This is a genomic window from Sediminibacterium sp. (assembly GCF_051861365.1).
GTDB lineage: Bacteria > Bacteroidota > Bacteroidia > Chitinophagales > Chitinophagaceae > Sediminibacterium.
The window spans coordinates 18,569-42,268 of sequence record NZ_JBHYCW010000013.1; the positions used below are offsets into that span (position 1 = coordinate 18,569).

A 23,700-nucleotide genomic window follows, 5' to 3' on the forward strand; every position below is an offset into this window, starting at 1 on the left:
TGCAGTCACATGATCGAGATCAAAAACATAAAAAAGATTTTTGGCGAGCGCACCATCCTGGAAGATATCAGTGCTGTGATGGAAGCGGGTAAATGTAACCTGATCATTGGCACCAGTGGCAGTGGTAAAACTGTATTGACCAAATGTATGGTTGGACTTTTTCGTCCGGAAATAGGTGAAATCCTGTATGATGGTACTGATATGCTGTTGATGAATAATGACGAAAGAAAGTTGTTACGCCAGCAAATTGGGATGCTATTTCAGGGTACTGCCCTATTTGACTCTATGACCGTGGAACAAAATGTTTTGTTCCCACTTGATATGTTCACCAACTGGTCATTAGCAGAGAAGAAAAAAAGAGTTAACGAAGTATTGGATCGTGTGAACTTGAAAGATGCTCATAAGCGTTATCCTTCAGAGATCAGTGGTGGAATGAAAAAAAGAGTGGGTATTGCCAGAGCGATCGTGCTTAATCCGAAATATCTATTTTGTGATGAGCCCAACTCAGGATTGGATCCACAAACATCAATGGTGATCGATCGTTTGATCAAAGAAATCACTGTTGAATATAATATCACCACCATTGTTGTAACACATGACATGAACAGTGTGATGGAAATTGGCGATCATATTGTGTATTTGCATCAAGGTAGAAAACAATGGGAAGGAACCAATAAAGACATCATTTTCAGTAAAGACGAGTTGCTGAATAAATTCATTTTTGCATCCGAATTCTTACAGGACGCTAAAGAAATGAGAATGATGGAAGCGAACGCAGCTAATAAGAAAAACGGTTAATAAGATTGGTTATGAAAAAGTTCCTCTTTGTTGTATTGTTATCACTCATTGGCACCCTATCCTATACACAGGATGTCGGTGCGGATATGCCTCCTTTTCTCAAAACCAAGAAATTGCCTGAGTTCACCATCTTACAAACAGATAGCACCTGGTTTACCAAACAACAATTACCTGCTTCAGATTTTACCATCATTGTGTACTTCAGTCCGGATTGTGGGCATTGTCAATATGAAGCCAAAGAGATGATGAGTGTAATGGACAGCCTGAAGAACAGTTTTATTCTTTGGGTAAGCTATCGTGATATGGCGGATATCAAAGGGTTTGCGCAGGAGTATGGTTTTTTCAACCATAAAAATTTGAAAGTGGGGAGAGATCCCAATTATGGTATTCCATCTTTCTTTCAGGTGAAATATACCCCGTATGTAGCTGTGTATGATAAAAAAGGCAACTACATAAAAGCTTATGAGGGAGGTGTAGAAATGCCTGACTTATTGACTCTTCTGAAAGGTTATCAGCAATAATTCCTACTCTCCGGGAAACTTTGTTAAACCACTATCCACAGGAGTATCAAAAAGCCTGAAACCTCGTGTACAAACGGTTGTCAACCCTTACCTTTGCAGCGGAAAAAATTCCTCACTTAAATAATCATTGTTTATGAAAGTAACCGTAGTAGGTGCCGGAGCCGTTGGAGCTACTTGTGCCGACAATATTGCACGCGCCGCATTGGCCGAAGAATTGGTATTACTGGATATTAAAGAAGGTCTGGCCGAAGGTAAGGCACAAGACATGATGCAAACTGCTGCATTGCTGGGTTTTGATACCCGCATTACAGGTAGCACCAATGATTATTCAAAGACCGCAGGTTCTGATGTTGTAGTGATTACTTCAGGTTTGCCTCGTAAACCGGGTATGACTCGTGAGGAATTGATCGGCACCAACGCCGGTATTGTAAAAGGTGTATGTGAAAATATTCTCAAATATTCTCCAAACGCTATCATCATCGTGATCAGTAATCCGATGGATACCATGACTTATCTGGCATTGCAGTCTACGGGACTACCCAAGAACAGAATCATTGGTATGGGTGGTACTTTGGATAGCGCTCGTTTTAAGTACCAACTGAGCCAACACTTGGGTTGCAGTCCTGCAGACCTGAATGCAGTGGTGGTGGGTGGACATGGTGATACCACCATGATTCCTTTGATTCGTTTAGCAACTTGGAACAGTGCGCCTGTTACCAACTTCCTGACTGAAGAACAACAAAAACAAATTGTAGCTGATACCATGGTAGGTGGTGCTACATTAACTAAACTGATCGGTACATCTGCATGGTATGCGCCAGGAGCTGCCGGAGCTGCATTGGTGGAAAGCATTCTGCGTGATGAAAAGAAATTATTTACCTGCTGTGTAAGCCTGGAAGGTGAATACGGACAGAAAGATATCTGTTTAGGTGTTCCTGTTGTGATTGGCAAGAATGGCTGGGAAAAAATCATTGACTTCAAATTGAATGAAGAAGAACAAACGCTGTTCAACAAGAGTGCGGAAGCAGTTAGAAGTATGAATGATGTATTGAAGACTTTATAAGCTACTGTTCATCCTTTAACAGAACCGTTTATACATAGGTCCCTGTCTGTAAAAAACAGACAGGGATTTTTTTATCTCTACCTGCGACCGCTTGTCATGACTTTGTCACTGCTCGTCCCGAAACAACCAATTCTGCTGTAACATTCTTAAGTGCTTTGCGTCTGATTGAGCAACCTAAACAACAATAAAATGAGAAGGATTTTAACTGCGGCTGTGATCGGATTGAGTTCATTATTGAATACCGCTATCGCGCAAACCGGCAGTACGATTAAGGGAAAGATCAGTGATAACAATGGTAAGGCTTTACAGTCTGTTACTGTATCCTTATTAAAATCTACAGACAGTTCCCTTGTTAAAGCAGATGTTACAGATGCCAACGGTGCATTTGAAATGGTATATGGCAAAGATGGAAAATACCTGCTGAGCTATATCATGATTGGTTTTGAAAGAACCTACTCACCTGTCTTTGAAGTAAAAAACGGTCAAGGATTTGATGCAGGCAGTATCACATTACAACCGGCAGCCACTAAACTGCAAGATGTAACTGTTACTTCTCGCAAACCCATGATCGAAATCAAAGCAGATAAAACAGTTTTCAATGTAGAGAACAGCATCAATGCAACTGGTAGCAACGCCTTAGAATTATTACAGAAAAGTCCGGGTATTCAGGTGGATAACAATGAGAACATTTCTATGAAGGGTAAAACCGGTGTTCGCATTTATGTGGATGGAAAGATGACCCAACTAGGTAGTCAGGATTTGGCCGCTTATTTAAAGAGTATTAATAGCAATGACGTTGAGGCCATCGAAATGATCAGCAATCCAAGTGCACGTTATGATGCCAGTGGTAATGCAGGTATCATCAATATCCGACTGAAGAAGAATAAAAGATATGGCACCAATGGTTCTGTGAATATGGGCTTGGTACAAGGTGTTACACCGAAAGGTAATGGTTCTGTAAGCTTAAACTATCGTGATAAAAAAGTGAACCTATTTAGTAATGTGGGTACCAATATTGGTCGATATGAAAATACGTTGGATTTGTACCGCATACAATTGGATTCTCTCTACGATCAGAAAAGTACCAACTGGAGTAACAATAAAAGTGTGAATGCAAAACTGGGTGCAGACCTGTTCCTGAATAGTAAAAACACATTGGGCTTTTTAGTGACTACGAATTTCAGTGATAATGACTGGACAAGCGAAAGCAATACCAATATCTCTTATAACCCCACAAAGCAGTTTGTAAAAAAACTGGTAGCATTGAATACCATTCCGGGTAGCAGAACGAATATGAATTCGAATATCAACTACCGTTATGCGGATACCAGTGGTAAGGAGATCAACTTTGATGCTGACTATGGTTTATTCCGTGGTACCGGCAGAAGTTTTCAACCCAACAATTACCTCGATAATTCAGGTAATATGTTATCTCAGGTAATTAACCGTAACTATACGCCTACGGATATTGATATCTACACGGCTAAAGTAGATGTAGATCAACCCAAATGGAAAGGTAAATTGGGATATGGTGCTAAGTTCTCTTATGTAAAGACAAAAAATACTTTTGATTTCTTCAATGACATCAATGGTGTACCGGTGAAAGTGTTAAGTAGAAGCAACAGCTTTACCTATAAAGAGAATGTAAATGCAGCTTATGTCAACTATCAGCGCCAGTTCAGTCCGAAATGGAGTTTACAGACAGGCTTACGTATGGAGCAAACAAATAGTGAAGGTGTATTGACCAGAGCAGATGGTATTGTTCAATCTGATAATACAGTGAAGCGTAGTTATTTAGATTTCTTCCCTAGTGCGGCTTTAACCTGGACTGTTAATCAGAAGAATACTTTGAATTTAACTTTCAGTCGTCGTATCGATCGTCCGACTTATCAGGATCTGAATCCATTTGAGAATAAGCTGGATGAGTTGACTTATGAAAAAGGAAACGCGTTCTTACGTCCGCAGTATACAAATACAGTTGAATTGTCGCACACATTCAAATACATGTTGAACACCACCATCGGCTATAGCCATGTAAAAGATTTTGCAACACAAACAACTGATACTACTAACAATGCTACTTATGTACAACAAAGAAACCTGGCAACACAACGTATCCTGAGTTTCAGTATTGGTTCTCCATTACCGATTGCAAAGTGGTGGAATGGCTATGCGAATGTTTGGTACAACTATCAGATGTTCAAAGGAAAAATTGGTGCCAATGAGATCAAAACAGATATCCCAATATTTGGAGCCTATATGCAACACACGTTTACTTTAGGTAAAGGATATACCGGAGAACTGAGTGGTTGGTTCAGTGGACCGAATGTTTGGGGTGCCACTTGGAGAACACGTTCACAAGGTGGTATTGACCTCGGTGTACAAAAACAGATTTTGAAAAAACAAGGAACCGTGAAACTGAGTGTAACGGATATTTTCCTCACCAATCCATGGACCGCTACCAGCAATTTTGGCGGTCTCTATATCAAAGGTGGTGGACGTTGGGAGAGTCAAACAGTTCGTATGAGCTTTACTTGGAGATTTGGTAACAATCAGGTAAAAGCTGCCCGTCAGCGTCAGACAGGATTGGAGAGTGAGGCAAAACGTATCAAAGGATAGTAGTTGGTTTTGGTAATAAAGAAAGAGCTCCGAAATTTCGGGGCTTTTTTATTGTTACAATAGTAAACAGATTTTAAAAGTACGTATTACTATGTCAGATTATAATCATACTGAATAGACTAGCCACTTACTAAATATAGGTTAATGCATAGCCAATTACAGCAAAAATACACGATGTAATTATCATAATAATTATTGAATAAATCCCAACGAGTTCTTTCTTTTCCTCATTTGTAATTTCCATTTTAGCCTTTAATTTAAAAGATAACCACAAGCCGACAGTTGCATCGTATAGTCCAACAAATATTGCCACTGATATAGCACTATTTGGATCCAGAATTTTCGAACCAAAAAAACCGATTAAAAGATATATTGAAAAAGAAAAAAGGGCTAAAATTTCGTATTTAAAATTAAACTTCCGAGACGCAATCGCTCCTAAAGTATCAATAAGTGTAACTGCAGAAATTCCAGAAAAGAACAGTAACAATAAATTCTTACTTAATATCATTGCTTATAAATATTCATTTACTTTTCTAACAATTAAATTCACATCCTGCTCCTGCATACATTTAAAATGCGCTCTCGGACAAGTCTTGGTTCCATAATTAGAACAAGGTTGACAAGCCAATCCTTTTACAATAAAGTTGTGATAAGCAGGCTTATCGTGATGAAGTAATTGTTCTGTACCGTAATAGGGTTCTACATCCAATGCCGGTGAAGTGCCTCCCCAAATCGCAAGTACGGGTTTATTGAGTGCACAGGCAATGTATTGCATACCGGTATCATGCGAAATTACCAGTTTGGATTGTCTAATGATATCGGCTGATTCATGTAAACTGAATTTGCCACAAGCATTGTAAATCTTGACCGAATCTATTTTTGCGATCTCCTCTCCTTCTTTCACATCCTCTTTTCCACCCACTAGTACAATCGGGTATTGCAATTTGGCACAGAGTTCTCTTAATTTATAAACAGGTAGTTTTTTGGTATAATAACTGGCGCCAATAACAATGGCTACAAAACCTGCACTATGCGACAATGGGAGATCTTCTGCTTTCACCCTCACATGAGGAGGAATAAAATAATCCATTCCCTTCCCATCATTCTGAACACCTAGTGGCGCCAGTGTATCCAAACAACGGTCTACAATATGTCTGCCTGCCATTTTATTGATGTGCAACCTTGTGAGTAGTACTTTTTCTATGACTTCTTTATTGTAAGCCAGCACCGGTACTTTGAGCGCTTTTTTGATACGCCAGGTTCTGAAATTTTTATGTAGATCAATGATATAATCGTATTGCTCTGCTTGTAAATCTTTGATCAGCGCATCGAGGTTGTGAGAGAAATAATAAAACTTATCGATGTAAGGATTCGCTTCCGTAACTGCTTTCATCGATTGTTTGGTCAGAAAATGTACTTCAGCATCGGGTACTTGTAATTTCAAACAACGGATGGCCGGTGTTGTCAAAACAATGTCTCCAATAGAAGAAAAACGAATGACCAAAAATTTCATAGCTGCAAGATAAGAAGTATAACTATCTCCTCTCCGTGCAACTCTGTGCTCAACTCCGTTACCTCTGTGGTTAACCACAGTGTTACACAGAGTCAGGCACAGAGTTTCACAGAGTATGATTATTCTTCAACGTAGTTGAGGTCTTTATGGAAAGTTTCTTCGGTGAAGTAGTAGGCGATAAGTGTAATCGTCATGACTACTATTCCGGTGATGATACCACTGTACACCAAACTCCATCCCCATGATTTTTGAAACAGATCGAGGAACATCATATTGATCAATGGCAATGCTCCGCGTACCATATTCGGGATGGTAGTAGCTGCCGTACCTCGAAGATTCGTACCAAACTGCTCGGCACCCATGGTTACAAAAATGGCCCAGAAACCGGTGCTGAAACCTAAGAGTGTACAAATAGCATACATCGTAGAGTCTGATCGATTATAACCACTAAAGAAGAGGATTAGTCCAATAATGGTGAGCATATAATAGATCAACAATGCTTTCTTTCGACTTTTAAAATATTGACTCACCAAGCCGACTAACATATCACCAATGGCGATGGCGGCATAGGCAAACATGATGGACCTTCCTGAATCAATGGTAGTACTCCCAAACATAGTATTCCCAAAACGATCACTCTGGTTCACGAGAATACCAATCACATACCAAGTAGGTAATCCGATCAGAATTGCAAAAATGTATTTCTTGAGTCGCTTGCCATTATTAATGAGCATGAAGAAATTTCCACGTACTACTTTTTGTTCTTTCGCCTCTTTAAACATTCCTGATTCTGCCACACTCACTCTTAATAAAAGCAACGCTATGCCAAGTCCACCACCAATCTTATAACACAAACGCCAATCATCGGTAAACTGATAGGTAAAGTAAGCTGCTACTGCTCCACTCAATCCGATACCCGCTACCAGAGACGTTCCAATACCTCTTTTGTTCTTAGGTAATAATTCACTCACCAAAGTGATACCTGCACCGAGTTCACCTGCAAGACCCAATCCACCTACGAATCTACATGCAGCATATTGATCAACTGTTTGAACAAAACCGGTTGCGAAATTGGCAATAGAATACAAAATGATGGAACCGAATAAAACACTCAATCTTCCTTTCTTGTCGGCCAGCATACCCCAGATAATTCCTCCCAATAATAAACCCGTCATCTGCCAATTGATCACACGTGTACTATCCACTAACATGGTTGCATCTGTTGATCCAACACCTAACATGCTGGGCTTTTTAACGATGGTAAATAAGAGAAGATCGTAGATATCAACAAAATAACCCAATGCAGCAACAATAACGGGGAGCGAAAGGACACCGTATTTTTTTTCGGTCATGACAGGCAATTTGGATAGTGAATGATTGCTTCCTTTGTCTATATGATAAGTTAAAAGAAAGCGCTATTATTTTGTTACGCGTCTTTTTTATCTTTCTTTTTTCCTGTAAATAATTTAATGAAGACCGGAGCAGTCGTTACCAGTACAATACCCAGCACAATTACTTCCAAATGGTCTTTTAAATCAAATCCGAATTGATTCAATATCCATTTCTGCAGAAAATGTCCGGCAAACAACATACTGAATACCCAGGCAAAACACCCAACAATATTGAAGAATACAAATTTCTTCTTATCCATCTGTACAATACCTGCTACAATAGGTGCAAAGGTTCTGACGATGGGGATGAAACGTGCTACAATAATAGCACCACCACCATGCTTTTCATAAAACTCGTGCGCTTGTTCTAAGTATCTTCTTTTAAAGAGCATATTCTCTTTCCAGTTATACATGGCTGGACCCACTTTTCGTCCAAACCAATAACCAACGGTATTGCCTGCGATACCTGCTGCGGATATGAGTAGCATCAATAATAACAGATCCAGGTATTCATTACCGGTAGGTATGAATTCATTCGCCAAATTGCTGCTGTAAATACCTGCTACAAATAAGAGACTATCGCCCGGTAAAAAAAATCCTACAAACAAACCTGTTTCTGCGAAGACCACAAAAAGTATGAGCCAAAGTCCTCCATGTTCAATATAAAACTGAGGTTGCAATAACTGACTCCAGTGAAAATCGGATAATAATATTTGTAACATGGAATTGTTCTTAGGTTAAGCTGAAACAGAAATATCGGTAGGCTCATCCAATGCACCTTCCCATTTACTTACAACACTTGTTGCCAATGCATTTCCTACCACATTGGTGGCAGTTCGGAACATATCACAGAAGTGATCGATGGGTAAGATGAGTGCAATACCTTCCGGTGGAATATTAAACATGGCACAAGTAGCGGTAACTACTACCAATGATGCACGTGGTACACCTGCAATACCTTTACTGGTAAGCATCAGTACTATTAGCATGGTCAATTGTGTACCAATATCCAATTGTATTCCATAAGCCTGTGCAATAGCAATACTGGCAAAAGTCATATACATCATACTACCATCCAGGTTAAAAGAGTAACCCAATGGAAGAATAAAGGATACAATCTTATCCTTACAACCAAATCTTTCGAGTTCTTCTGTAAGTTTTGGAAAAACGGCTTCACTACTAGTAGTACTGAATGCAATAATAAGTGGCGGAAAAATACGGCGTAACAGATCCGGTAAACGTTTTCCTAAAATGATAAAACCTACCGTTAATAAGATAGCCCACAATGCAGCGATGCCGATCAGAAAATATAAAAGATATTTTCCGTAGAAAATAAATACATCCAATCCTTTGGTGGCAATCACAGCAGCAATTGCGCCGAATACACCAATGGGTGCAAAGTTCATTACATAACCTACCATTTTCAAGATCACATGAGCAACGGCGTCCAATCCTTTTACAACGATTTTCGCCTTTTCGCCTAGTGCAGCTGTTGCCACACCAAAGAAAATACTGAATACTACCAGTTGTAAAATTTCATTGGTAGCCATGGCATCAATCACGCTTTTAGGAAACACATGTTCCACAAATTTCTGGATGCTGAATTCCTGTGTTTTACCAACAAGATCCTGTGCACCCGAAATATCCGCATTACTCAAATCAATTCCTTTCCCGGGTTGGAAAATATTCACGAGCAGCATCCCTAATAACAAACTCACCAATGAGGCGGAAATAAACCACAATAATGCTTTGCCGCCCACGCGACCTACCGTTTTTAAGTCACCCAGTTTAGCAATACCTACCACCAAGGTTGAAAATACCAAGGGAGCTATGATCATCTGAACGAGACGTAAAAAGATGGTGGTAAACAGCTTCAGGTTCTTAGAAAAACTCTGAATGGTTTCAGCAGATGCGTTATCATGTACAAAATAGCCAAGAATAACGCCTGCAATCATGGCTATAACAATATAAAGCGTAAGCCTATTCGATTTCTTCATTGGGGCCTTGTTAGTGACGCAATATAATACTTCTGGTGAAATGGTCTTTGCGAACGGCGAAATGACCGATTCATAAAAGTTTTAGGGCACGAAAGCCAGAAATCCCTATTTTGCCAAATCTTTCTAATTCAGAAACTTAACCAAACTGTACTATGAGTTTATTTGTAAAGAAACCATTGGGTCAATTACTGGCTCAGGCTGATGAGGGCGAAAAAGGATTAAAACGTACGCTCGGAGCCGGCAACCTGGTTGCTTTGGGTATTGGCGCCATCATTGGTGCCGGACTTTTCGTAAGAACAGCTGCTGCTGCCGGACAGGCTGCTGGTCCTGCTGTTACGATCTCTTTTATTATTGCTGCGATCGGTTGTGCTTTTGCAGGTCTGTGTTACGCAGAATTTGCAGCCATGATTCCAATTGCCGGTAGTGCTTATGCTTACAGTTATGTAACCATGGGTGAATTGGTAGCATGGATCATCGGTTGGGCATTGATCATGGAATATGCATTGGGTGCAGCTACTGTATCTATTGCATGGAGTGAATACCTGAATAAATTATTCGATGGAAGCATTCCATATGAATGGTGCCATAGTCCATTTGAGAGTTTTACCGACTCTGCCGGGGTATTGCATAAAGGAATCATCAATGCTCCTGCATTGGTTATTCTTTTATTGTTGACACTATTATTGATCAAAGGAACGCAGGAATCTGCTATGGTGAATGCTGTGATCGTATTCATTAAAGTAGCCATTGTGATTCTCTTTATTGTTTTAGGTTGGCAGTATATCCGTCCTGAAAACCATACACCTTACATGATCCCTGAAGGAACTGCTGCTGTTACAGATAGTGCAGGAAAAGTGATCGCTGATTATACAGGCGTGTTCAAACATGGATGGGGTGGTGTTTTAGGTGGCGCAGCCATCGTATTCTTTGCCTTTATTGGTTTTGATGCGGTAAGTACTGCAGCACAGGAAGCTAAAAACCCCAAAAGAGACATGCCAATCGGTATCCTCGGTTCATTGGTAGTATGTACGATTCTTTATATTCTTTTCGGTCACGTGTTAACAGGTGTTGCCAACTGGCAAGAGTTTGTTGATCCTGAAAAAGGACGTGAAGCTTCTGTAGCATATGCCATTTCTACCTATATGGTGAAGTACAGTTGGTTATCTACCGCTGTAACAGTTGCCATCCTTGCCGGTTTCTCTTCTGTGATTCTGGTAATGTTGATGGGACAAAGCCGTATTTTCTATACCATGAGTAATGATGGTTTGATCCCTAAAGCATTTGGTGTATTACATCCTAAATTCAAAACACCTTATAAAGCCAACTGGATATTATTTGTGTTCGTAGGACTGTTTGCAGCATTTGTACCAGGCCACGTAGCGGGTGATTTAACCAGCTTTGGTACCTTATTCGCCTTCGTATTGGTGAGTGCAGGTGTTTGGATTCTACGTGTAAAATCGCCAGAGATCGAAAGACCATTCAAAACCCCATTGGTTCCATTGGTTCCTATTTTGGGCGTGATCGTTTGTACCGCAATGATCTTTGCTTTGGATGCACAAACCCTAAAAGTAGCTTTCGGATGGATGGCTTTGGGTCTGGTTGTATACTTTGTATATAGCAGACATCATAGCAAACTCCGTAATGGACAATAAAACAACCCAACTAACTGCTAAAAAAGCCTGCCCCGGTGGCGGGCTTTTTTATGTCCAATACACTTATTTTTGCAACCCGTTCACCTAAACAGATCATTATGGGAAGGATTTTTGAAGTACGTAAAGCAACCATGTTCGCCCGCTGGGACAGAATGGCCAAACAGTTTACCCGTATCGGTAAAGAGATCGTGATAGCAGTAAAAGCCGGCGGACCAGATCCTGCCACCAATCCGGCATTACGTCGTTGCTTTCAGAATGCGAGAAGCGTGGGTATGCCCAAAGATCGTGTAGAAGCTGCCATCAAAAGAGCACAGGGTAAAGACACTTCGAATTATGAAGAGATCCTGTATGAAGGATATGCACCACATGGAGTAGCATTGTTGGTAGAAACTGCTACTGATAACCATGTAAGAACCGTAGCAAATGTTAAGAGTCATTTCAATAAAGGAAATGGCGCATTAGGCAATAGCGGTAGTGTAAGTTTCCAATTCAAAAAAATGGGCGTATTCAAATTAAAGCCCGAAGGATTGAATATTGATGATCTTGAATTGGAGTTGATTGATTTTGGTTTGGAAGAATTGGGAGAAAGTAATGACGATAACGGAAATCCAATCATTGTATTACGTTGCGCATTTGTAGATTTTGGTAGTCTGCAAAAAGCACTGGAAGATAAAGGCCTCAACCCCATCAGCGCCGAACTTGAATGGATTCCTACCACCACCGTTCCTGTTACAGATGAACAAGCTGAAGACGTGAGTAAACTGATCGAAAGATTAGAACAGGATGATGATGTGAATAAGGTGTTTCATAATATGGGTTAAGAAAGCTACAAGCTACAGGCTTCAAGCTACACGGTTCAAAACAAAAAAGATTGATATTTTCAACAGCCATTTCCAGTTTGGAAATGGCTGCTTTGTTAAAAAACTTGCGGCTTGCGGCTTGCAGCTTGAAGCTTGAAGCCTGCACTAATGCTCTTACCTTTACATAATGAACTCCGCTTTCAATACCCCCCCTCACCCAGTCATTCTCTTCGATGGGGTATGTAATTTGTGTAATGCGAGTGTTCAGAAAGTGATCAAATATGATCCGAAAAGAAAATTTCGGTTTGCTTCCTTACAAGGTTCTTTCGGACAAGAGGTGCTGAAGCAATTTCATTTATCGGGTACAGATTTCAATACGTTTATTTTATTGAAAGAAGATCAGATCTATACCAAATCTACTGCAGCATTGAAAGTGGCTAAAGAGATGAGTGGATTATGGTCGCTGTTATATGTGTTCATCATCGTCCCTCCTTTCATCCGAAACTTTTTTTATGATTTAGTTGCCAAGAACAGGTACAAATGGTTTGGCAAACAAGATGCTTGCTGGCTTCCTACTCCTGATTTGAAAGAATTATTTTATGAATAAATAAGCCACAGATTCACAGATTAATGAATAATCCTTGAATCTATGGCCAAAAAATAATCACTTGCAGCTTGACTTGCAGCTTGCAGCGTGAAGCTTGTAGCTTGATGCCTGTAGCTTTTCACTCAATCACTCTGCCATTAAAGATCTCACTGCATCCATTACATCTTCTGCATTCGGCTTGGCAAAATAATCACCATCACTTCCGTATCCGGGACGATGGGCTTTTGCGGTTAAGGTTCTTGGACTTGCATCCAACCATTTATAACCGCCTTGCTCTTCCATCACTTTATTAAACATATAGGCTGCTGCTCCTCCAGGAACATCTTCATCGATGAAAATGATACGACTTGTTTTTTTCAGTGACTGCAAAATCACATGATTCAAATCAAACGGTAATAGTGTTTGTACATCTACAATCTCACAATCAATTCCTTCAGCAGCAAGTCTATCTGTAGCATCCTGAATAATGCGTAATGTAGAACCATAAGAAACCAATGTAACATCAGTACCCTCACGAATAATTTCAGGTACACCCAAAGGAACTGTATACTCTAATAAATTATCAGGTAATTTTTCTTTTAATCGATAGCCATTCAAACACTCCACAATAATTGCAGGATCATTGGATTGTAACATGGTATTATACATACCTACTGCTTGCACCATATTTCTTGGCACACACACATACATACCACGTAGCGCATTGATCACCACACCCATCGGAGAACCACTATGCCAAATGCCTTCCAAACGATGTCCGCGTGTACGGATGATTACGGGACAACTTTGCTGTCCCTTGGTTCTGAAATGCGTTGTGGATACATCGTCACTCAAAGGTTGTAAACCATAGAGTAAATAATCGAGGTATTGAATTTCAGCAATGGGTCTTAATCCACGCAATGCCATACCAATGGCTTGTCCAACAATGGTCAATTCACGAATACCGGTATCCAGTATTCTATCTTTTCCATGTTTCTCTTGTAACCCTGCAAATCCTTGATTCACATCCCCAATATAACCAACATCTTCTCCAAAAGCATATACTTTCGGATTGGCAGCGAATAAGGCATCAAAATATTTGTTCAATACTTCATACCCATTTACAGTTGGTGCATCAAAAGCAACAAGGGGTTTTACTTCCGGTACATTGAGTGCACTTTTGGCGCCTTCATTATAAAGATGGCTGTTGTACAAGGATGTATTTTCTTCCAACATCTGCACTCTTAATGCTTTTAATTCTTCAGCAGATGGTGAAAAAGGTGCAGTTTCAATGGCAACAGCTATTGCTCGTAAAATATCTCTGCGTAAAGGTTCTTTATTCGATGCCAACTCATTCGCCATTTGTTGGATGGCATTGTACTTATCAATATCATTCACCATCACCTGACGAATCAATGTTGCAGCTTGCTCTGCTTGTTCTTTGATGGGTGTAACATATTTTTCCCAGGCACGGTTACGTGCTTCTTTCACCGTTTCTTTTGCTGCCGCTTCTACTTCTGTCAGCTCTTCAATGGAAGCGAGTCCATTTTCAATCATCCACTCTTTCATCTTCTTGATACAATCCCATTCTTTTTCCCATTCCAATCGCTCCGGACTTTTATAACGCTCATGGCTACCGCTGGTAGAATGTCCTTGTGGTTGGGTAACTTCTTCTACATGGAATAAAGCGGGTTGATGTGTTTCGCGTACTTTTTGTAAGGCTTCTTCAAATACTTCACACATGCCGGCATAATCCCAGGCTTTCACTTTATAAATATGGATACCGTTGGTATCCGCTTGTTTTTGAAATCCTTTTAATGCGGCGGAGATAGAACCCTTTGTTGTTTGAAAATTTTTCGGAACGGAAATGCCATAACCATCATCCCAAACAAATACTGCCAGTGGCACTTGTAAAACACCGGCGGCATTAATGGTTTCCCAGAAATGTCCTTCACTGGTACTGGCATCACCAATAGTGGTAAAACAAATTTCATTTCCATGATGACTCAATTGCTCAAATGCTTCCGGATTTTTATTGGATCGAAAACAACGTGAGGCAAAAGCAAGACCTAATCCGCGGGGCATTTGTCCGGCAGTAGGCGCTATATCAGAAGAAACATTTTTTCTATTAGCAAGATCCAACCAATTACCATTCTCATCCACAAAACGTGTAGAGAAATGCGCGTTCATTTGACGACCTGCACTGAAAGGTTCATTCTTTACATCAGGGTCGGCATACAATTGTGCAAAATATTGTTCAACACTTGCCAAGCCTGTTGCAAACATGAATGTCTGATCACGGTAATAACCACTTCTGAAATCGCCCGGCTGAAAAAATTTAGCCATGGCAATCTGAGCGATTTCTTTTCCATCACCAAAAATTCCAAACTTGGCTTTCCCGGTCAGTACTTCTCTTCTACCCAACAAACTCACTTCACGACTGATCATAGCGATACGATAATCTTCGATCACCGCATTGCGAAATCCGTCGAAAGACAACATGTCGTTTTTATATCCCAAAGATGAACTTGATTCCATGCGGCAAAAATAACATTACCAACGGAATAGGCTAACGGAAATTAGTTTTCTGTAAAAATTGTAATAACCCGCAAAAAACGGCATGATATTAGCTTTATTTATCTTGGAATGGCGGTATAAGACCTTTTCTAATAAAAAATTGGCAAATCCTAGTCTTGCCGCTATTATTTCTGTTGTAACTTTGAGAAAAGCATAATAAATACCTATTGATATGAAGAAGTTTTTGTTTTTAACCGTACTAGGTTTAGTTGCCAGTTTCGGAGTGATGGCACAGGATGTAAAGTTTTCTGAAGGCTCATTTAAGTTTGGGAAAATTGAACAGAACAAACCTGTTACCCATGTTTTCACTTTTACCAATAATGGTGCTAAACCGGCTGTTATTGAATTTGCAACTGCAGAATGTGGTTGTACAACACCTGAATACAGTAAAGAGCCTGTTTTAAAAGGTAAAAACAGCACTGTTAAAGTGACTTACAATGCAGCAGCATTGGGTACTTTCAGTAAGCGTGTTACCATTAAGTTTGCGGGTGTAAACGATCCGATCATACTCACCATTGAAGGTGAAGTGGTAGCTGCAAAACCCACTGCAAAAGCCAGTAAATAGTAGTCACTAAATATATTTAGTGGAAGAGCGGTCCTGACAAAGGATCGCTTTTCTTTTGTACAAAACTGTAACCCTATCTTTGCGGCATGTTACAGATCAGTCAACGTGGACAGGCCATGCCTGCATCCCCCATCAGAAAACTTGTTCCTTATGCAGAAGCTGCCAAAAAGAAAGGAACCAAAGTATATCATTTGAATATCGGACAACCGGATATTGAAACCCCTAAAATGGTTCTTGATGCGGTTCGTCACAGTGATTTTAAGGTATTGGAATACAGTCACAGTGCCGGTAACGAGAGTTACCGAAAGAAGCTGGTTGGATATTATCAATCGGTGGGTATTGAGGTAACGCCTCAACAGATCATCATTACTACCGGTGGAAGTGAAGCCATTTTATTTGGTTTCATGTCTTGTTTGGATGCCGGTGATGAAGTAATTATTCCTGAACCTTTTTATGCCAATTACAATGGCTTTGCAGTTGCAGCGGGTGTAACCGTAGTTCCGGTTACTTCTCATATTGAAAATGGCTTTGCATTACCTCCTATTGAAGAGATTGAAAAAAAGATCAGTTCGCGAACCAAGGCTATTGTAATCTGCAATCCGAATAATCCTACAGGATATTTGTACAGCGCAGCCGAAATGGAGCAATTGAAAGATATCATCTTACGCCACAATCTTTATTTGTTTTCTGATGAAGCTTATCGTGAATTCTGTTATGAAGGTCATCAGGTAAGTGCTTTGCATTTGAAGGGGGTAGATGATCATGTGATCATTATGGATACCATCAGTAAAAGATACAGTGCTTGTGGAGGTAGAATTGGTGCTTTCATTACACGCAACCAACAGGTATTAGATGCCGCCATGAAGTTTGCTCAGGCGCGACTCAGTCCGCCGAGCTTTGCACAAATTGCGGGAGAAGCGGCTATTGATTTACCTGCAGATTATTTTGATACTACAAAAGCTGAGTATAAATCACGCCGCGATCTGATCGTAAAGCGTCTCAATGCAATGGAAGGGGTATTTTGCCCCAATCCGGGTGGTGCATTTTATGCGATGGCTCAATTACCGATTGATGATGCGGATATTTTCTGTCAGTGGCTACTAGAATCCTTCGAATATGAAAAGCAAACGGTAATGTTAGCTCCTGCTACCGGATTTTATGGTACACCCGGATTGGGAAAAAAGGAAGTAAGACTTGCTTATGTATTAAATCTACAAGATATCAATGCTGCAATGGATTGTCTGGAAAAGGCTTTAAAGGCATATCCTGGTCGACAATAGATTGATTTTCAATGATTATTATATAAAAATAGCTTGATGCAAATGCATCAAGCTATTTTTATATAATACATTATAATATTTTTAATGTTTATTAAATAATTAATTTTTCTGAAAAAATGCTCATTTTTTCAGAATTAATAAACATGATTTTAATAACTATATGAAAAATTGACAAAATTATTTATCTTTATACCATGCTTATGAATCGTAGCATCCAATCGTGAAATGACTTTTTTTCTTATATGGCAAGCAATCGAAGACCGTCCTCTGTTTCTACAGAGGACTTTTCATTTGTGCCACATTTAGCACCTGTCTACTTAACAATGAGGAAGCTTGTTTATCCATTGCTCAGCAATTACAAGAACATGCCCACTAACAAGTTCATCTGCCTCAAAAAGCATACATTTTGATTACTTTATATCTGGCTTTCATCATAGCGATTCTCGTCTAAATCCTTGATATTTGTTTAACACTGCTGAGAGATGATCAGAGCAACAATACTCGCTTAATAAGTATCTCGCTGTTTATGAGACCATTCGCTTTTATACTTACGGTTGGGCTATTTACTTGTTCACAGGTAAATGGACAAAGTTATACTTCTACCTATGGATCTGCCTATGCCGGAAGTACCGGTATTAGAAATAATCCGTCGGCATCAGTAAATTCTGCCTATAAATGGGACCTCACTTTTTTTACTGTTCAGGCTAAAGTGAGTACGAACTCCTTGTTCATGCGGAATGACTCCGTTTTCCTTACACATCCCTTTAAAAACAGATTCTTACACAATAACATCGATATCAGTTTATTCAATTTTTTATACAAGCCGAATAATAAACACGCTTTTGCCATTAATCTAAGAGCAAGATCCTATAACCATATCAGAACCGAACCACTTACAGCAAGTGATTCCATTTATAGTATCCATGATTTCCTTGTACAAAACCGATCTACACCTTACTTAGAAGGCTTTGCAACACATACCGGTTGGCTGGAAGCAGATTTGAATTATTCGCGTGTTTTATATGAATCCTACAACAGTAAATTAACAGGTGGTATTACACTTCAAATCATGAGAGGTATTTCCGGAGCTTTTGCAAGGATTAATAAACTCAGCTATCTGGAAACAAAAACATCAACAGATACCATCTATAATTTTATTACGGGTGGCAGTGCGTTTGGCTATTCTTCCAATTATGATGAATCACCATCAGGAACAACCACTGGATCCGAATTTGTAAAAAATAGTTTAATCGGATTGGGGTTAAGCATTGGTGCAGAATATTTATTGTACGGCGAAAACAATAACAGCTATCAACAAAACAACGCCATCAACTATCAATGGAAAATAGGCGTTGCTTTAATGGACCTGGGTGCTAATAAATTCAAATCAGGAGAGTTTGGCGGACAATACAGAAATATTGATCCTACGATTACAGATATGGATGTAGATAGAAAATTCACCAATGTAGAGTCGGGAAGAGATTTAAGAGATTCATTAGCCACCATTTTTACTACTTCAGAAAATATCAGTAATCGTTTTAAAGTAGGAAATCCAACCAGACTTGTTCTTAATGTCGACAGATCTTTTGGCAATAACTTGTATTTGAATACAGACCTGAGTATCAATTTACATGGAACATCCGGTTTCAGAAGACTATTATCGAGAGAAGCTAACTTGCTGACTGTGACTCCAAGATGGGAGACTTTGAACTGGGGTTTTTATTTACCGATTCAATACAATAGTCAAAATCAGTTTCATATTGGTGCTGCTTTCAAAGCCGGCCCCTTGGTATTGGGACTTCATAATCTACAGTGGGTAAAACAAATTAAAAACCTGAGTGGCGGTGGCTACTTAATGTTAAGCATTCATCCTTTTAATAAACGAAAGGTCATCAGTAAGCTGGACTGTCCGGAATAAAAATGGGGGGTAATGAATTTCGAGAATACAATCGCTGTGTTAATCCGCTCCACTGCAATCAGGTATTTGGATTCACTACCCACCCGATTATCTTAAGCAATCATTTGCGTGGCTATATTCTGCTGATGATTGACGAGTGGGAATTTGAAATTCATTTTTTGATATTTCAACTTCAACTCATTCAATATTTCAAAACTGATCGGATTGCGAATCAAATCGATCACTGTTGAAAAACGATCGAGCTTGGCAATATCATCCGGATCAATAGAAGAAGAAAGAATCACAAAACGTACCGATGGAAATATGTACGCATATTTTTCTGAGAATACTTCCAGAAACTCCCATCCATCCATCACCGGCATGTGAAGATCCAGAAACACCAATTCCGGCACATCCGAAGGGGTTCTACTGTTGAGTAATAACTGATCAAATACTTGTAAGGCTTTTAAACCATTACCTGCGGTAATGACATCTGCAGCAAAAGCTGTTTTGCTGATCATTTTGCTGGATACAAACAAAGAAATCTCATCATCGTTCACAACCATTACTTTCCTGAACATATACTTTGTTTTTAGGTTATCGAATCCCTTTCCACTGCTGTTAACAGTGAATTTCATTAGGGGGGTGGATATTGGATTTGAAACCTCTGAATGGATGCATTTACTTACGAGAAATACATTCAATCAGTTTAACAAAGTAAGTTTCATTCACCGCCTTCTACAATAACATTTCCCTTCAAAAAACAGTAGATGATCGTATACATTCGGTAGTAATTACACTACATAAAATGAGGCTTTAGGGGTATGGGTTATAGCTGATGGCCTATAGTCCATAGTCCATGGTAAGAGAGAGGGAGTTTTGAAAGTGGAGTATAGAAAATGAGATTGGGGTGATGGGGTATAGCTTATGGACTATGGTCTATGGTCCATGGTCTATGGTAAAGAAAGAGGCTGTATCAAAAGTCTGATACAACCTCTTGTCTTAAAAGAACAATAGTATTAGTTCAATCCGCCTTTACGGGTAGCTTTTGTGGGCGTTGGCCACTGACCCGGTTGACCGGTTCTAGGATTGATGGGTAATACGATTTTTTCACGTGATGTTTTGGTATTGTCTTCACTGGCCATGTATGCTAAAATAGCGGTAAGGATGGCATTGTTTCTTACATCATCGAATACAATTTTATCATACGTGTCGCGATTGGTGTGCCAGGTATAATTACCATAAGACCAGCCGAGTGAACTCAGTGAAAATGCGGGTGCTCCTGCTGCAAGGAAAGAGGCATAATCAGATCCACCCCCACCCGGAGAACCCGGGAAATTAGTAGTGATATGCTGACGGATATCGCTCGGAACACGTGTAAGCCAACGACTGATGTATTCATAAGCGTTCAGAAAACCTTGTCCGGAAATATTGGCAACACGTCCGGTACCATTGTCTTGATTGAAGAGTGCTTGCATATTTTGTACAATCTCAGGATGATCTTCTACAAAAGCGCGAGATCCATTTAAACCTTGCTCTTCACTACCCCAATGTCCAACCAAAATCGTTCTCTTCGGATTGGGTAATATTTTTTTGAGGATACGCATGGCTTCCATCATGGTGAGTGTACCGGTACCATTATCTGTTGCACCTGTACCACCATCCCATGAATCAAAATGTGCTGAAAGGATTACATACTCATCCGGTTTTTCTGAACCTTTGATTTCTGCGATCGTATTGAAAGTAGGCTGAACACCTGTTTCTTTTGAATCAGCACGAACACTGATCTGTGGTTTGCTACCTGATTCCGTTAAACGAAATAACAAACTATAATCTTCCAGAGAAAGATCAATGGTGGGCGTTTTTTTAGTATTCGCACTAAAGATCTTGTTCACACCAAAACCTTGTGACCAATTAGACTGAATAACACCCAATGCACCCGCTTCTTCCAAAGCAACTGCCAGTGTACGAGCATTGTAACCGGATTTAGAGATTCTTCTTTGCCATGCTTGGGTTAACTCAGCACGGTTTTTCTTCATCTTCTCAATAGACTCTTTTGTTCCAAACTCTTCCCAGTTGTAATCAGGTCTACCGGTAGGTTGTGCCATAGAAACAAGTACAAATTTTCCTTTGACATTAGGTAACCATTGCTGAAAAGCGATGGAATCTGCTGCATCTGCGAGAACAATGGTTTCGCCCGTAACCGTCTTACCACCTGTGCTTGGACTCCAAGCCAATTGCATACCTTCTAATGATTTTACCCATGGTGAAATCATATCAACATGTGTAATACCACGATCCCATCCACGCCATTCACCCCATTTTTCATTCCTGGCCGGAATACCCCATGCGGTATATTTTGCAACAGCCCAATCATTGGCTTGCTTCATTTTTGGACTTCCCACCAAACGTGGTCCGATACCATCCATCAATTCGTGTGCAAGTTTCTCCAACTGAGAATTTTCTGTGGCTTCTTTTACAATAGCATCTACAATAGGGTCTTTGATTGCCTGCGTTTGTGCGGATCCTGGACGCTGGGCGTTAGAAATATTACCCAAGAGTAAAAGGGTAACGATAAAAAGCGAGGCTACATAACTGAAATGGCTTCGCTGCCTTAAGTTGATTTTGGTTTTCATTGACGGAAGTTAATAAAAGCATCCGCTAATCAATTATCATCCTACCATTATTAGATAAACGGATGAATGCGGAGCCGCATAAGTTGAACATGCCTCTAATTAAAACTATCCCTATTGTTGTATCCTTAAACCAATACCGGTAATATATGCAGAATTTTTACTATAATATTGGTTTTGCATGAAGTTGAGAAAATCGCTTAATGCCTGCTGAATCGCCTGCATATTTTTGGGACGTGCCTTTCGAATGTCTTCATGTGAAACCCTTACCGTTTTTGTATAGGCTACCAAGCTATCCCAGGTTACCGGTTTTGGAAAGCTGACAACACAACTGGTACTTTCCATTTTTTTATAGGGCCAATAATGCCAGCCGATATTATTTTTCTCCAGCAATTTTCTAAACGAAAGAATCCATGCATCATTATTTTCTCCTGTTTCGCCTACATAAATGGGGACATTGTATCGACTTCGAAAGTCTACATATTCCTGTATTACTTCTTGCGTGGTATCGGTCCAGTATTTATGAAAACTGTAGACCAATTTATCGTCAAAAGGTTTTGAGAAAATATGGAACTTCGAAGCCCATTGTGCGCCTTCCAAAAAAATAAGATGGTTTTTGTCTACTTCTCTGATCCCACCCACTATTTTTCGATACAGTGGTTCCAGTAAAGGATTCAATTGATCCTGATCAAAGAAATGAGCGATGGGTTCATTGAGCAAATCATAGCCAAGAATAATCGTTTCATTTTTATACCTGTTTGCGATGCGTTTCCAGATATTAATGGTTTGCGCTTGGCAACCACTGTCGGTATACAGAAAAGGATAACCATAACTATTGTCAATATTATCTCCCGTTTGACCACCCGGTGCTCCATGCATATCGAGCAATAGATAAAGCTGGTATTTTTTACACCAGTTTACTACCTGATCCATATAATAAAATCCGCGGGTACTATCATTTGCTCCTAAGTACGATTCATTGGTAAAGAGCCGATAATCGAATGGAAGACGAACACTATTGGATCCCATTTCTTTCAAGAGGCGGATATCCGCTTCGGTGATATAGCTATCCAGGTACTGTTTCCAAAAACGGGTATTGGCTGATGGACCGATGAGTTCAAGCAACACCTGCTCAATCATCCAGGGTGCGTTAACTTTGTCGAATTTGAACATATAGCCTTCAGGCAATAACCAATTCCCAAGATTGGTTCCTTTCATGAGGAAAGGTTTTCCTTCGGGAGTATAAATTTGTTGACCCTTTGTATGAACAAATTTTTGTTGTGCCCCTACCAATACAGGCATCAGTAAAAAGAAATAGATCAGTAGCTTTTTCATGATAGTCATCAAATTACTACAATTTGAGGGTATTGGAAAAATGATTACGGATAACTTTCAATCGGCTAATGATGGGTCTTTCTTCTTTATATAATTGCTTCTGAACTATGGATGTAATGACAGTAGTTTGTAAACACAAGAAAGCCCATAGAATCAAGTTCTATGGGCTCTAATTTGATGTTAAGTCCTACTACGCTAAAGCTTCGTAGGACAAGTAGCGGGATACCAACGATGCTGTTGTTACAAGTCGGGAGTTGAATCCCGACGATCTTGTCGGCACCGAGATATCAGCTTCGCTGATCGTCTCGGCCCGAGACCTTGGGTTATGGGCAAAAAAAAGAGCCTTCAATGAAGACTCCGTATCGTAGCGGGATCGGGAGTTGAACCCGAGACCTTTGGGTTATGAATCCAACGCTCTAACCACCTGAGCTACCCCGCCATTTGTAAATTTTCATTTACGGGGTGCAAATATA

The 23,700-nt window shown here is 39.9% G+C and carries 19 protein-coding genes and 1 tRNA gene; 10 read left to right on the forward strand and 10 right to left on the reverse strand.

What is annotated here, in order from left to right:
• Window positions 1–9 precede the first annotated feature (9 nt).
• The 4 genes from ACTIEV_RS07745 to ACTIEV_RS07760 all read left to right on the forward strand — a co-directional run bounded on the left by ACTIEV_RS07745 (window position 10) and on the right by ACTIEV_RS07760 (window position 5,001).
• Complete coding sequence (locus tag ACTIEV_RS07745; protein ID WP_322195020.1) at window positions 10–798, forward strand: ABC transporter ATP-binding protein; 789 nt, start codon at window positions 10–12, stop codon at window positions 796–798.
• An 11-nt stretch (window positions 799–809) separates the two neighbouring features.
• On the forward strand, window positions 810–1,319 hold the full coding sequence (locus ACTIEV_RS07750; RefSeq protein WP_439516315.1) for a TlpA family protein disulfide reductase: 510 nt from the start codon (window positions 810–812) through the stop codon (window positions 1,317–1,319).
• A 133-nt stretch (window positions 1,320–1,452) separates the two neighbouring features.
• Complete coding sequence (gene mdh, locus ACTIEV_RS07755) at window positions 1,453–2,382, forward strand: malate dehydrogenase (protein ID WP_439516316.1); 930 nt, start codon at window positions 1,453–1,455, stop codon at window positions 2,380–2,382.
• A 189-nt stretch (window positions 2,383–2,571) separates the two neighbouring features.
• Entirely contained in the window at window positions 2,572–5,001 is a 2,430-nt protein-coding gene (locus ACTIEV_RS07760) for an outer membrane beta-barrel family protein (RefSeq protein WP_250687500.1), read from the forward strand.
• Window positions 5,002–5,131: 130 nt separating this feature from the next.
• Here ACTIEV_RS07760 and ACTIEV_RS07765 read toward each other — a convergent pair whose 3' ends face one another.
• From ACTIEV_RS07765 to ACTIEV_RS07785, 5 genes are all read right to left on the reverse strand, one after another.
• Window positions 5,132–5,509, reverse strand: coding sequence for a hypothetical protein (locus ACTIEV_RS07765; RefSeq protein ID WP_178887712.1), 378 nt, complete (start codon window positions 5,507–5,509; stop codon window positions 5,132–5,134).
• A gap of 3 nt (window positions 5,510–5,512) precedes the next feature.
• Window positions 5,513–6,514 carry a glycosyltransferase family 9 protein gene (locus tag ACTIEV_RS07770; protein WP_439516317.1) on the reverse strand — a complete coding sequence of 334 codons (1,002 nt, stop codon included), beginning with the start codon at window positions 6,512–6,514 and terminating at the stop codon, window positions 5,513–5,515.
• Between the two features lie 119 nt (window positions 6,515–6,633).
• Window positions 6,634–7,866 carry an MFS transporter gene (locus ACTIEV_RS07775; RefSeq protein WP_178887716.1) on the reverse strand — a complete coding sequence of 411 codons (1,233 nt, stop codon included), beginning with the start codon at window positions 7,864–7,866 and terminating at the stop codon, window positions 6,634–6,636.
• 74 nt (window positions 7,867–7,940) lie between these two features.
• Window positions 7,941–8,627 (reverse strand): VTT domain-containing protein, encoded by a 687-nt coding sequence (locus ACTIEV_RS07780; RefSeq protein ID WP_250687498.1) that lies wholly within the window; start codon window positions 8,625–8,627, stop codon window positions 7,941–7,943.
• A gap of 15 nt (window positions 8,628–8,642) precedes the next feature.
• Window positions 8,643–9,902, reverse strand: coding sequence for a dicarboxylate/amino acid:cation symporter (locus ACTIEV_RS07785; protein ID WP_178887720.1), 1,260 nt, complete (start codon window positions 9,900–9,902; stop codon window positions 8,643–8,645).
• 152 nt (window positions 9,903–10,054) lie between these two features.
• On the opposite strand from ACTIEV_RS07785, the gene ACTIEV_RS07790 reads away from it, so the two are divergent.
• The 3 genes from ACTIEV_RS07790 (at window position 10,055) to ACTIEV_RS07800 (ending at window position 12,961) form a co-directional block, all read left to right on the forward strand.
• Complete coding sequence (locus tag ACTIEV_RS07790) at window positions 10,055–11,554, forward strand: amino acid permease (RefSeq protein ID WP_178887722.1); 1,500 nt, start codon at window positions 10,055–10,057, stop codon at window positions 11,552–11,554.
• Window positions 11,555–11,652: 98 nt separating this feature from the next.
• Complete coding sequence (locus ACTIEV_RS07795) at window positions 11,653–12,375, forward strand: YebC/PmpR family DNA-binding transcriptional regulator (RefSeq protein ID WP_178887724.1); 723 nt, start codon at window positions 11,653–11,655, stop codon at window positions 12,373–12,375.
• A 166-nt stretch (window positions 12,376–12,541) separates the two neighbouring features.
• Window positions 12,542–12,961, forward strand: a complete 420-nt coding sequence (locus tag ACTIEV_RS07800; RefSeq protein WP_322195036.1) for a thiol-disulfide oxidoreductase DCC family protein — start codon at window positions 12,542–12,544, stop codon at window positions 12,959–12,961.
• Window positions 12,962–13,087: 126 nt separating this feature from the next.
• Here the strand turns inward: ACTIEV_RS07800 and ACTIEV_RS07805 are convergent, their stop codons facing one another.
• Entirely contained in the window at window positions 13,088–15,478 is a 2,391-nt protein-coding gene (locus ACTIEV_RS07805) for an alpha-ketoacid dehydrogenase subunit alpha/beta (RefSeq protein WP_322195038.1), read from the reverse strand.
• Window positions 15,479–15,689: 211 nt separating this feature from the next.
• Between ACTIEV_RS07805 and ACTIEV_RS07810 the strand changes: the two genes are divergently transcribed.
• From ACTIEV_RS07810 to ACTIEV_RS07820, 3 genes are all read left to right on the forward strand, one after another.
• Window positions 15,690–16,082: a DUF1573 domain-containing protein gene (locus ACTIEV_RS07810; protein ID WP_322195040.1), complete on the forward strand. Its 393-nt coding sequence runs from the start codon at window positions 15,690–15,692 to the stop codon at window positions 16,080–16,082.
• 86 nt (window positions 16,083–16,168) lie between these two features.
• Window positions 16,169–17,362, forward strand: a complete 1,194-nt coding sequence (locus ACTIEV_RS07815; protein WP_322195042.1) for a pyridoxal phosphate-dependent aminotransferase — start codon at window positions 16,169–16,171, stop codon at window positions 17,360–17,362.
• Window positions 17,363–17,888: 526 nt separating this feature from the next.
• Entirely contained in the window at window positions 17,889–19,280 is a 1,392-nt protein-coding gene (locus ACTIEV_RS07820) for a hypothetical protein (RefSeq protein WP_439516318.1), read from the forward strand.
• 92 nt (window positions 19,281–19,372) lie between these two features.
• On the opposite strand, the gene ACTIEV_RS07825 is transcribed toward ACTIEV_RS07820, so the two are convergent.
• The 4 genes from ACTIEV_RS07825 to ACTIEV_RS07840 all read right to left on the reverse strand — a co-directional run bounded on the left by ACTIEV_RS07825 (window position 19,373) and on the right by ACTIEV_RS07840 (window position 23,666).
• A complete protein-coding gene (locus tag ACTIEV_RS07825) occupies window positions 19,373–19,840 on the reverse strand; it encodes a response regulator (protein ID WP_322195046.1) in 468 nt (155 codons plus the stop codon).
• Between the two features lie 438 nt (window positions 19,841–20,278).
• Complete coding sequence (locus ACTIEV_RS07830; RefSeq protein ID WP_322195049.1) at window positions 20,279–21,895, reverse strand: M20/M25/M40 family metallo-hydrolase; 1,617 nt, start codon at window positions 21,893–21,895, stop codon at window positions 20,279–20,281.
• Between the two features lie 111 nt (window positions 21,896–22,006).
• Entirely contained in the window at window positions 22,007–23,227 is a 1,221-nt protein-coding gene (locus ACTIEV_RS07835; RefSeq protein ID WP_322195051.1) for a glycoside hydrolase family 5 protein, read from the reverse strand.
• Window positions 23,228–23,592: 365 nt separating this feature from the next.
• A tRNA-Met gene (locus tag ACTIEV_RS07840) sits at window positions 23,593–23,666 on the reverse strand.
• Window positions 23,667–23,700: the final 34 nt, after the last annotated feature.

Coding starts and splice junctions, on each gene's coding strand:
- ACTIEV_RS07805 (WP_322195038.1), bottom strand. CDS start 15,478: ATGGAATCAAGTTCATCTTTGGGATATAAAAACGACATGTTGTCTTTC.
- ACTIEV_RS07765 (WP_178887712.1), bottom strand. CDS start 5,509: ATGATATTAAGTAAGAATTTATTGTTACTGTTCTTTTCTGGAATTTCT.
- ACTIEV_RS07825 (WP_322195046.1), bottom strand. CDS start 19,840: ATGTTCAGGAAAGTAATGGTTGTGAACGATGATGAGATTTCTTTGTTT.
- ACTIEV_RS07820 (WP_439516318.1), top strand. CDS start 17,889: ATGAGACCATTCGCTTTTATACTTACGGTTGGGCTATTTACTTGTTCA.
- ACTIEV_RS07770 (WP_439516317.1), bottom strand. CDS start 6,514: ATGAAATTTTTGGTCATTCGTTTTTCTTCTATTGGAGACATTGTTTTG.
- ACTIEV_RS07775 (WP_178887716.1), bottom strand. CDS start 7,866: ATGACCGAAAAAAAATACGGTGTCCTTTCGCTCCCCGTTATTGTTGCT.
- ACTIEV_RS07835 (WP_322195051.1), bottom strand. CDS start 23,227: ATGAAAAAGCTACTGATCTATTTCTTTTTACTGATGCCTGTATTGGTA.
- ACTIEV_RS07815 (WP_322195042.1), top strand. CDS start 16,169: ATGTTACAGATCAGTCAACGTGGACAGGCCATGCCTGCATCCCCCATC.
- ACTIEV_RS07830 (WP_322195049.1), bottom strand. CDS start 21,895: ATGAAAACCAAAATCAACTTAAGGCAGCGAAGCCATTTCAGTTATGTA.
- ACTIEV_RS07785 (WP_178887720.1), bottom strand. CDS start 9,902: ATGAAGAAATCGAATAGGCTTACGCTTTATATTGTTATAGCCATGATT.
- ACTIEV_RS07745 (WP_322195020.1), top strand. CDS start 10: ATGATCGAGATCAAAAACATAAAAAAGATTTTTGGCGAGCGCACCATC.
- ACTIEV_RS07795 (WP_178887724.1), top strand. CDS start 11,653: ATGGGAAGGATTTTTGAAGTACGTAAAGCAACCATGTTCGCCCGCTGG.
- ACTIEV_RS07750 (WP_439516315.1), top strand. CDS start 810: ATGAAAAAGTTCCTCTTTGTTGTATTGTTATCACTCATTGGCACCCTA.
- ACTIEV_RS07760 (WP_250687500.1), top strand. CDS start 2,572: ATGAGAAGGATTTTAACTGCGGCTGTGATCGGATTGAGTTCATTATTG.
- mdh (WP_439516316.1), top strand. CDS start 1,453: ATGAAAGTAACCGTAGTAGGTGCCGGAGCCGTTGGAGCTACTTGTGCC.
- ACTIEV_RS07800 (WP_322195036.1), top strand. CDS start 12,542: ATGAACTCCGCTTTCAATACCCCCCCTCACCCAGTCATTCTCTTCGAT.
- ACTIEV_RS07790 (WP_178887722.1), top strand. CDS start 10,055: ATGAGTTTATTTGTAAAGAAACCATTGGGTCAATTACTGGCTCAGGCT.
- ACTIEV_RS07810 (WP_322195040.1), top strand. CDS start 15,690: ATGAAGAAGTTTTTGTTTTTAACCGTACTAGGTTTAGTTGCCAGTTTC.
- ACTIEV_RS07780 (WP_250687498.1), bottom strand. CDS start 8,627: ATGTTACAAATATTATTATCCGATTTTCACTGGAGTCAGTTATTGCAA.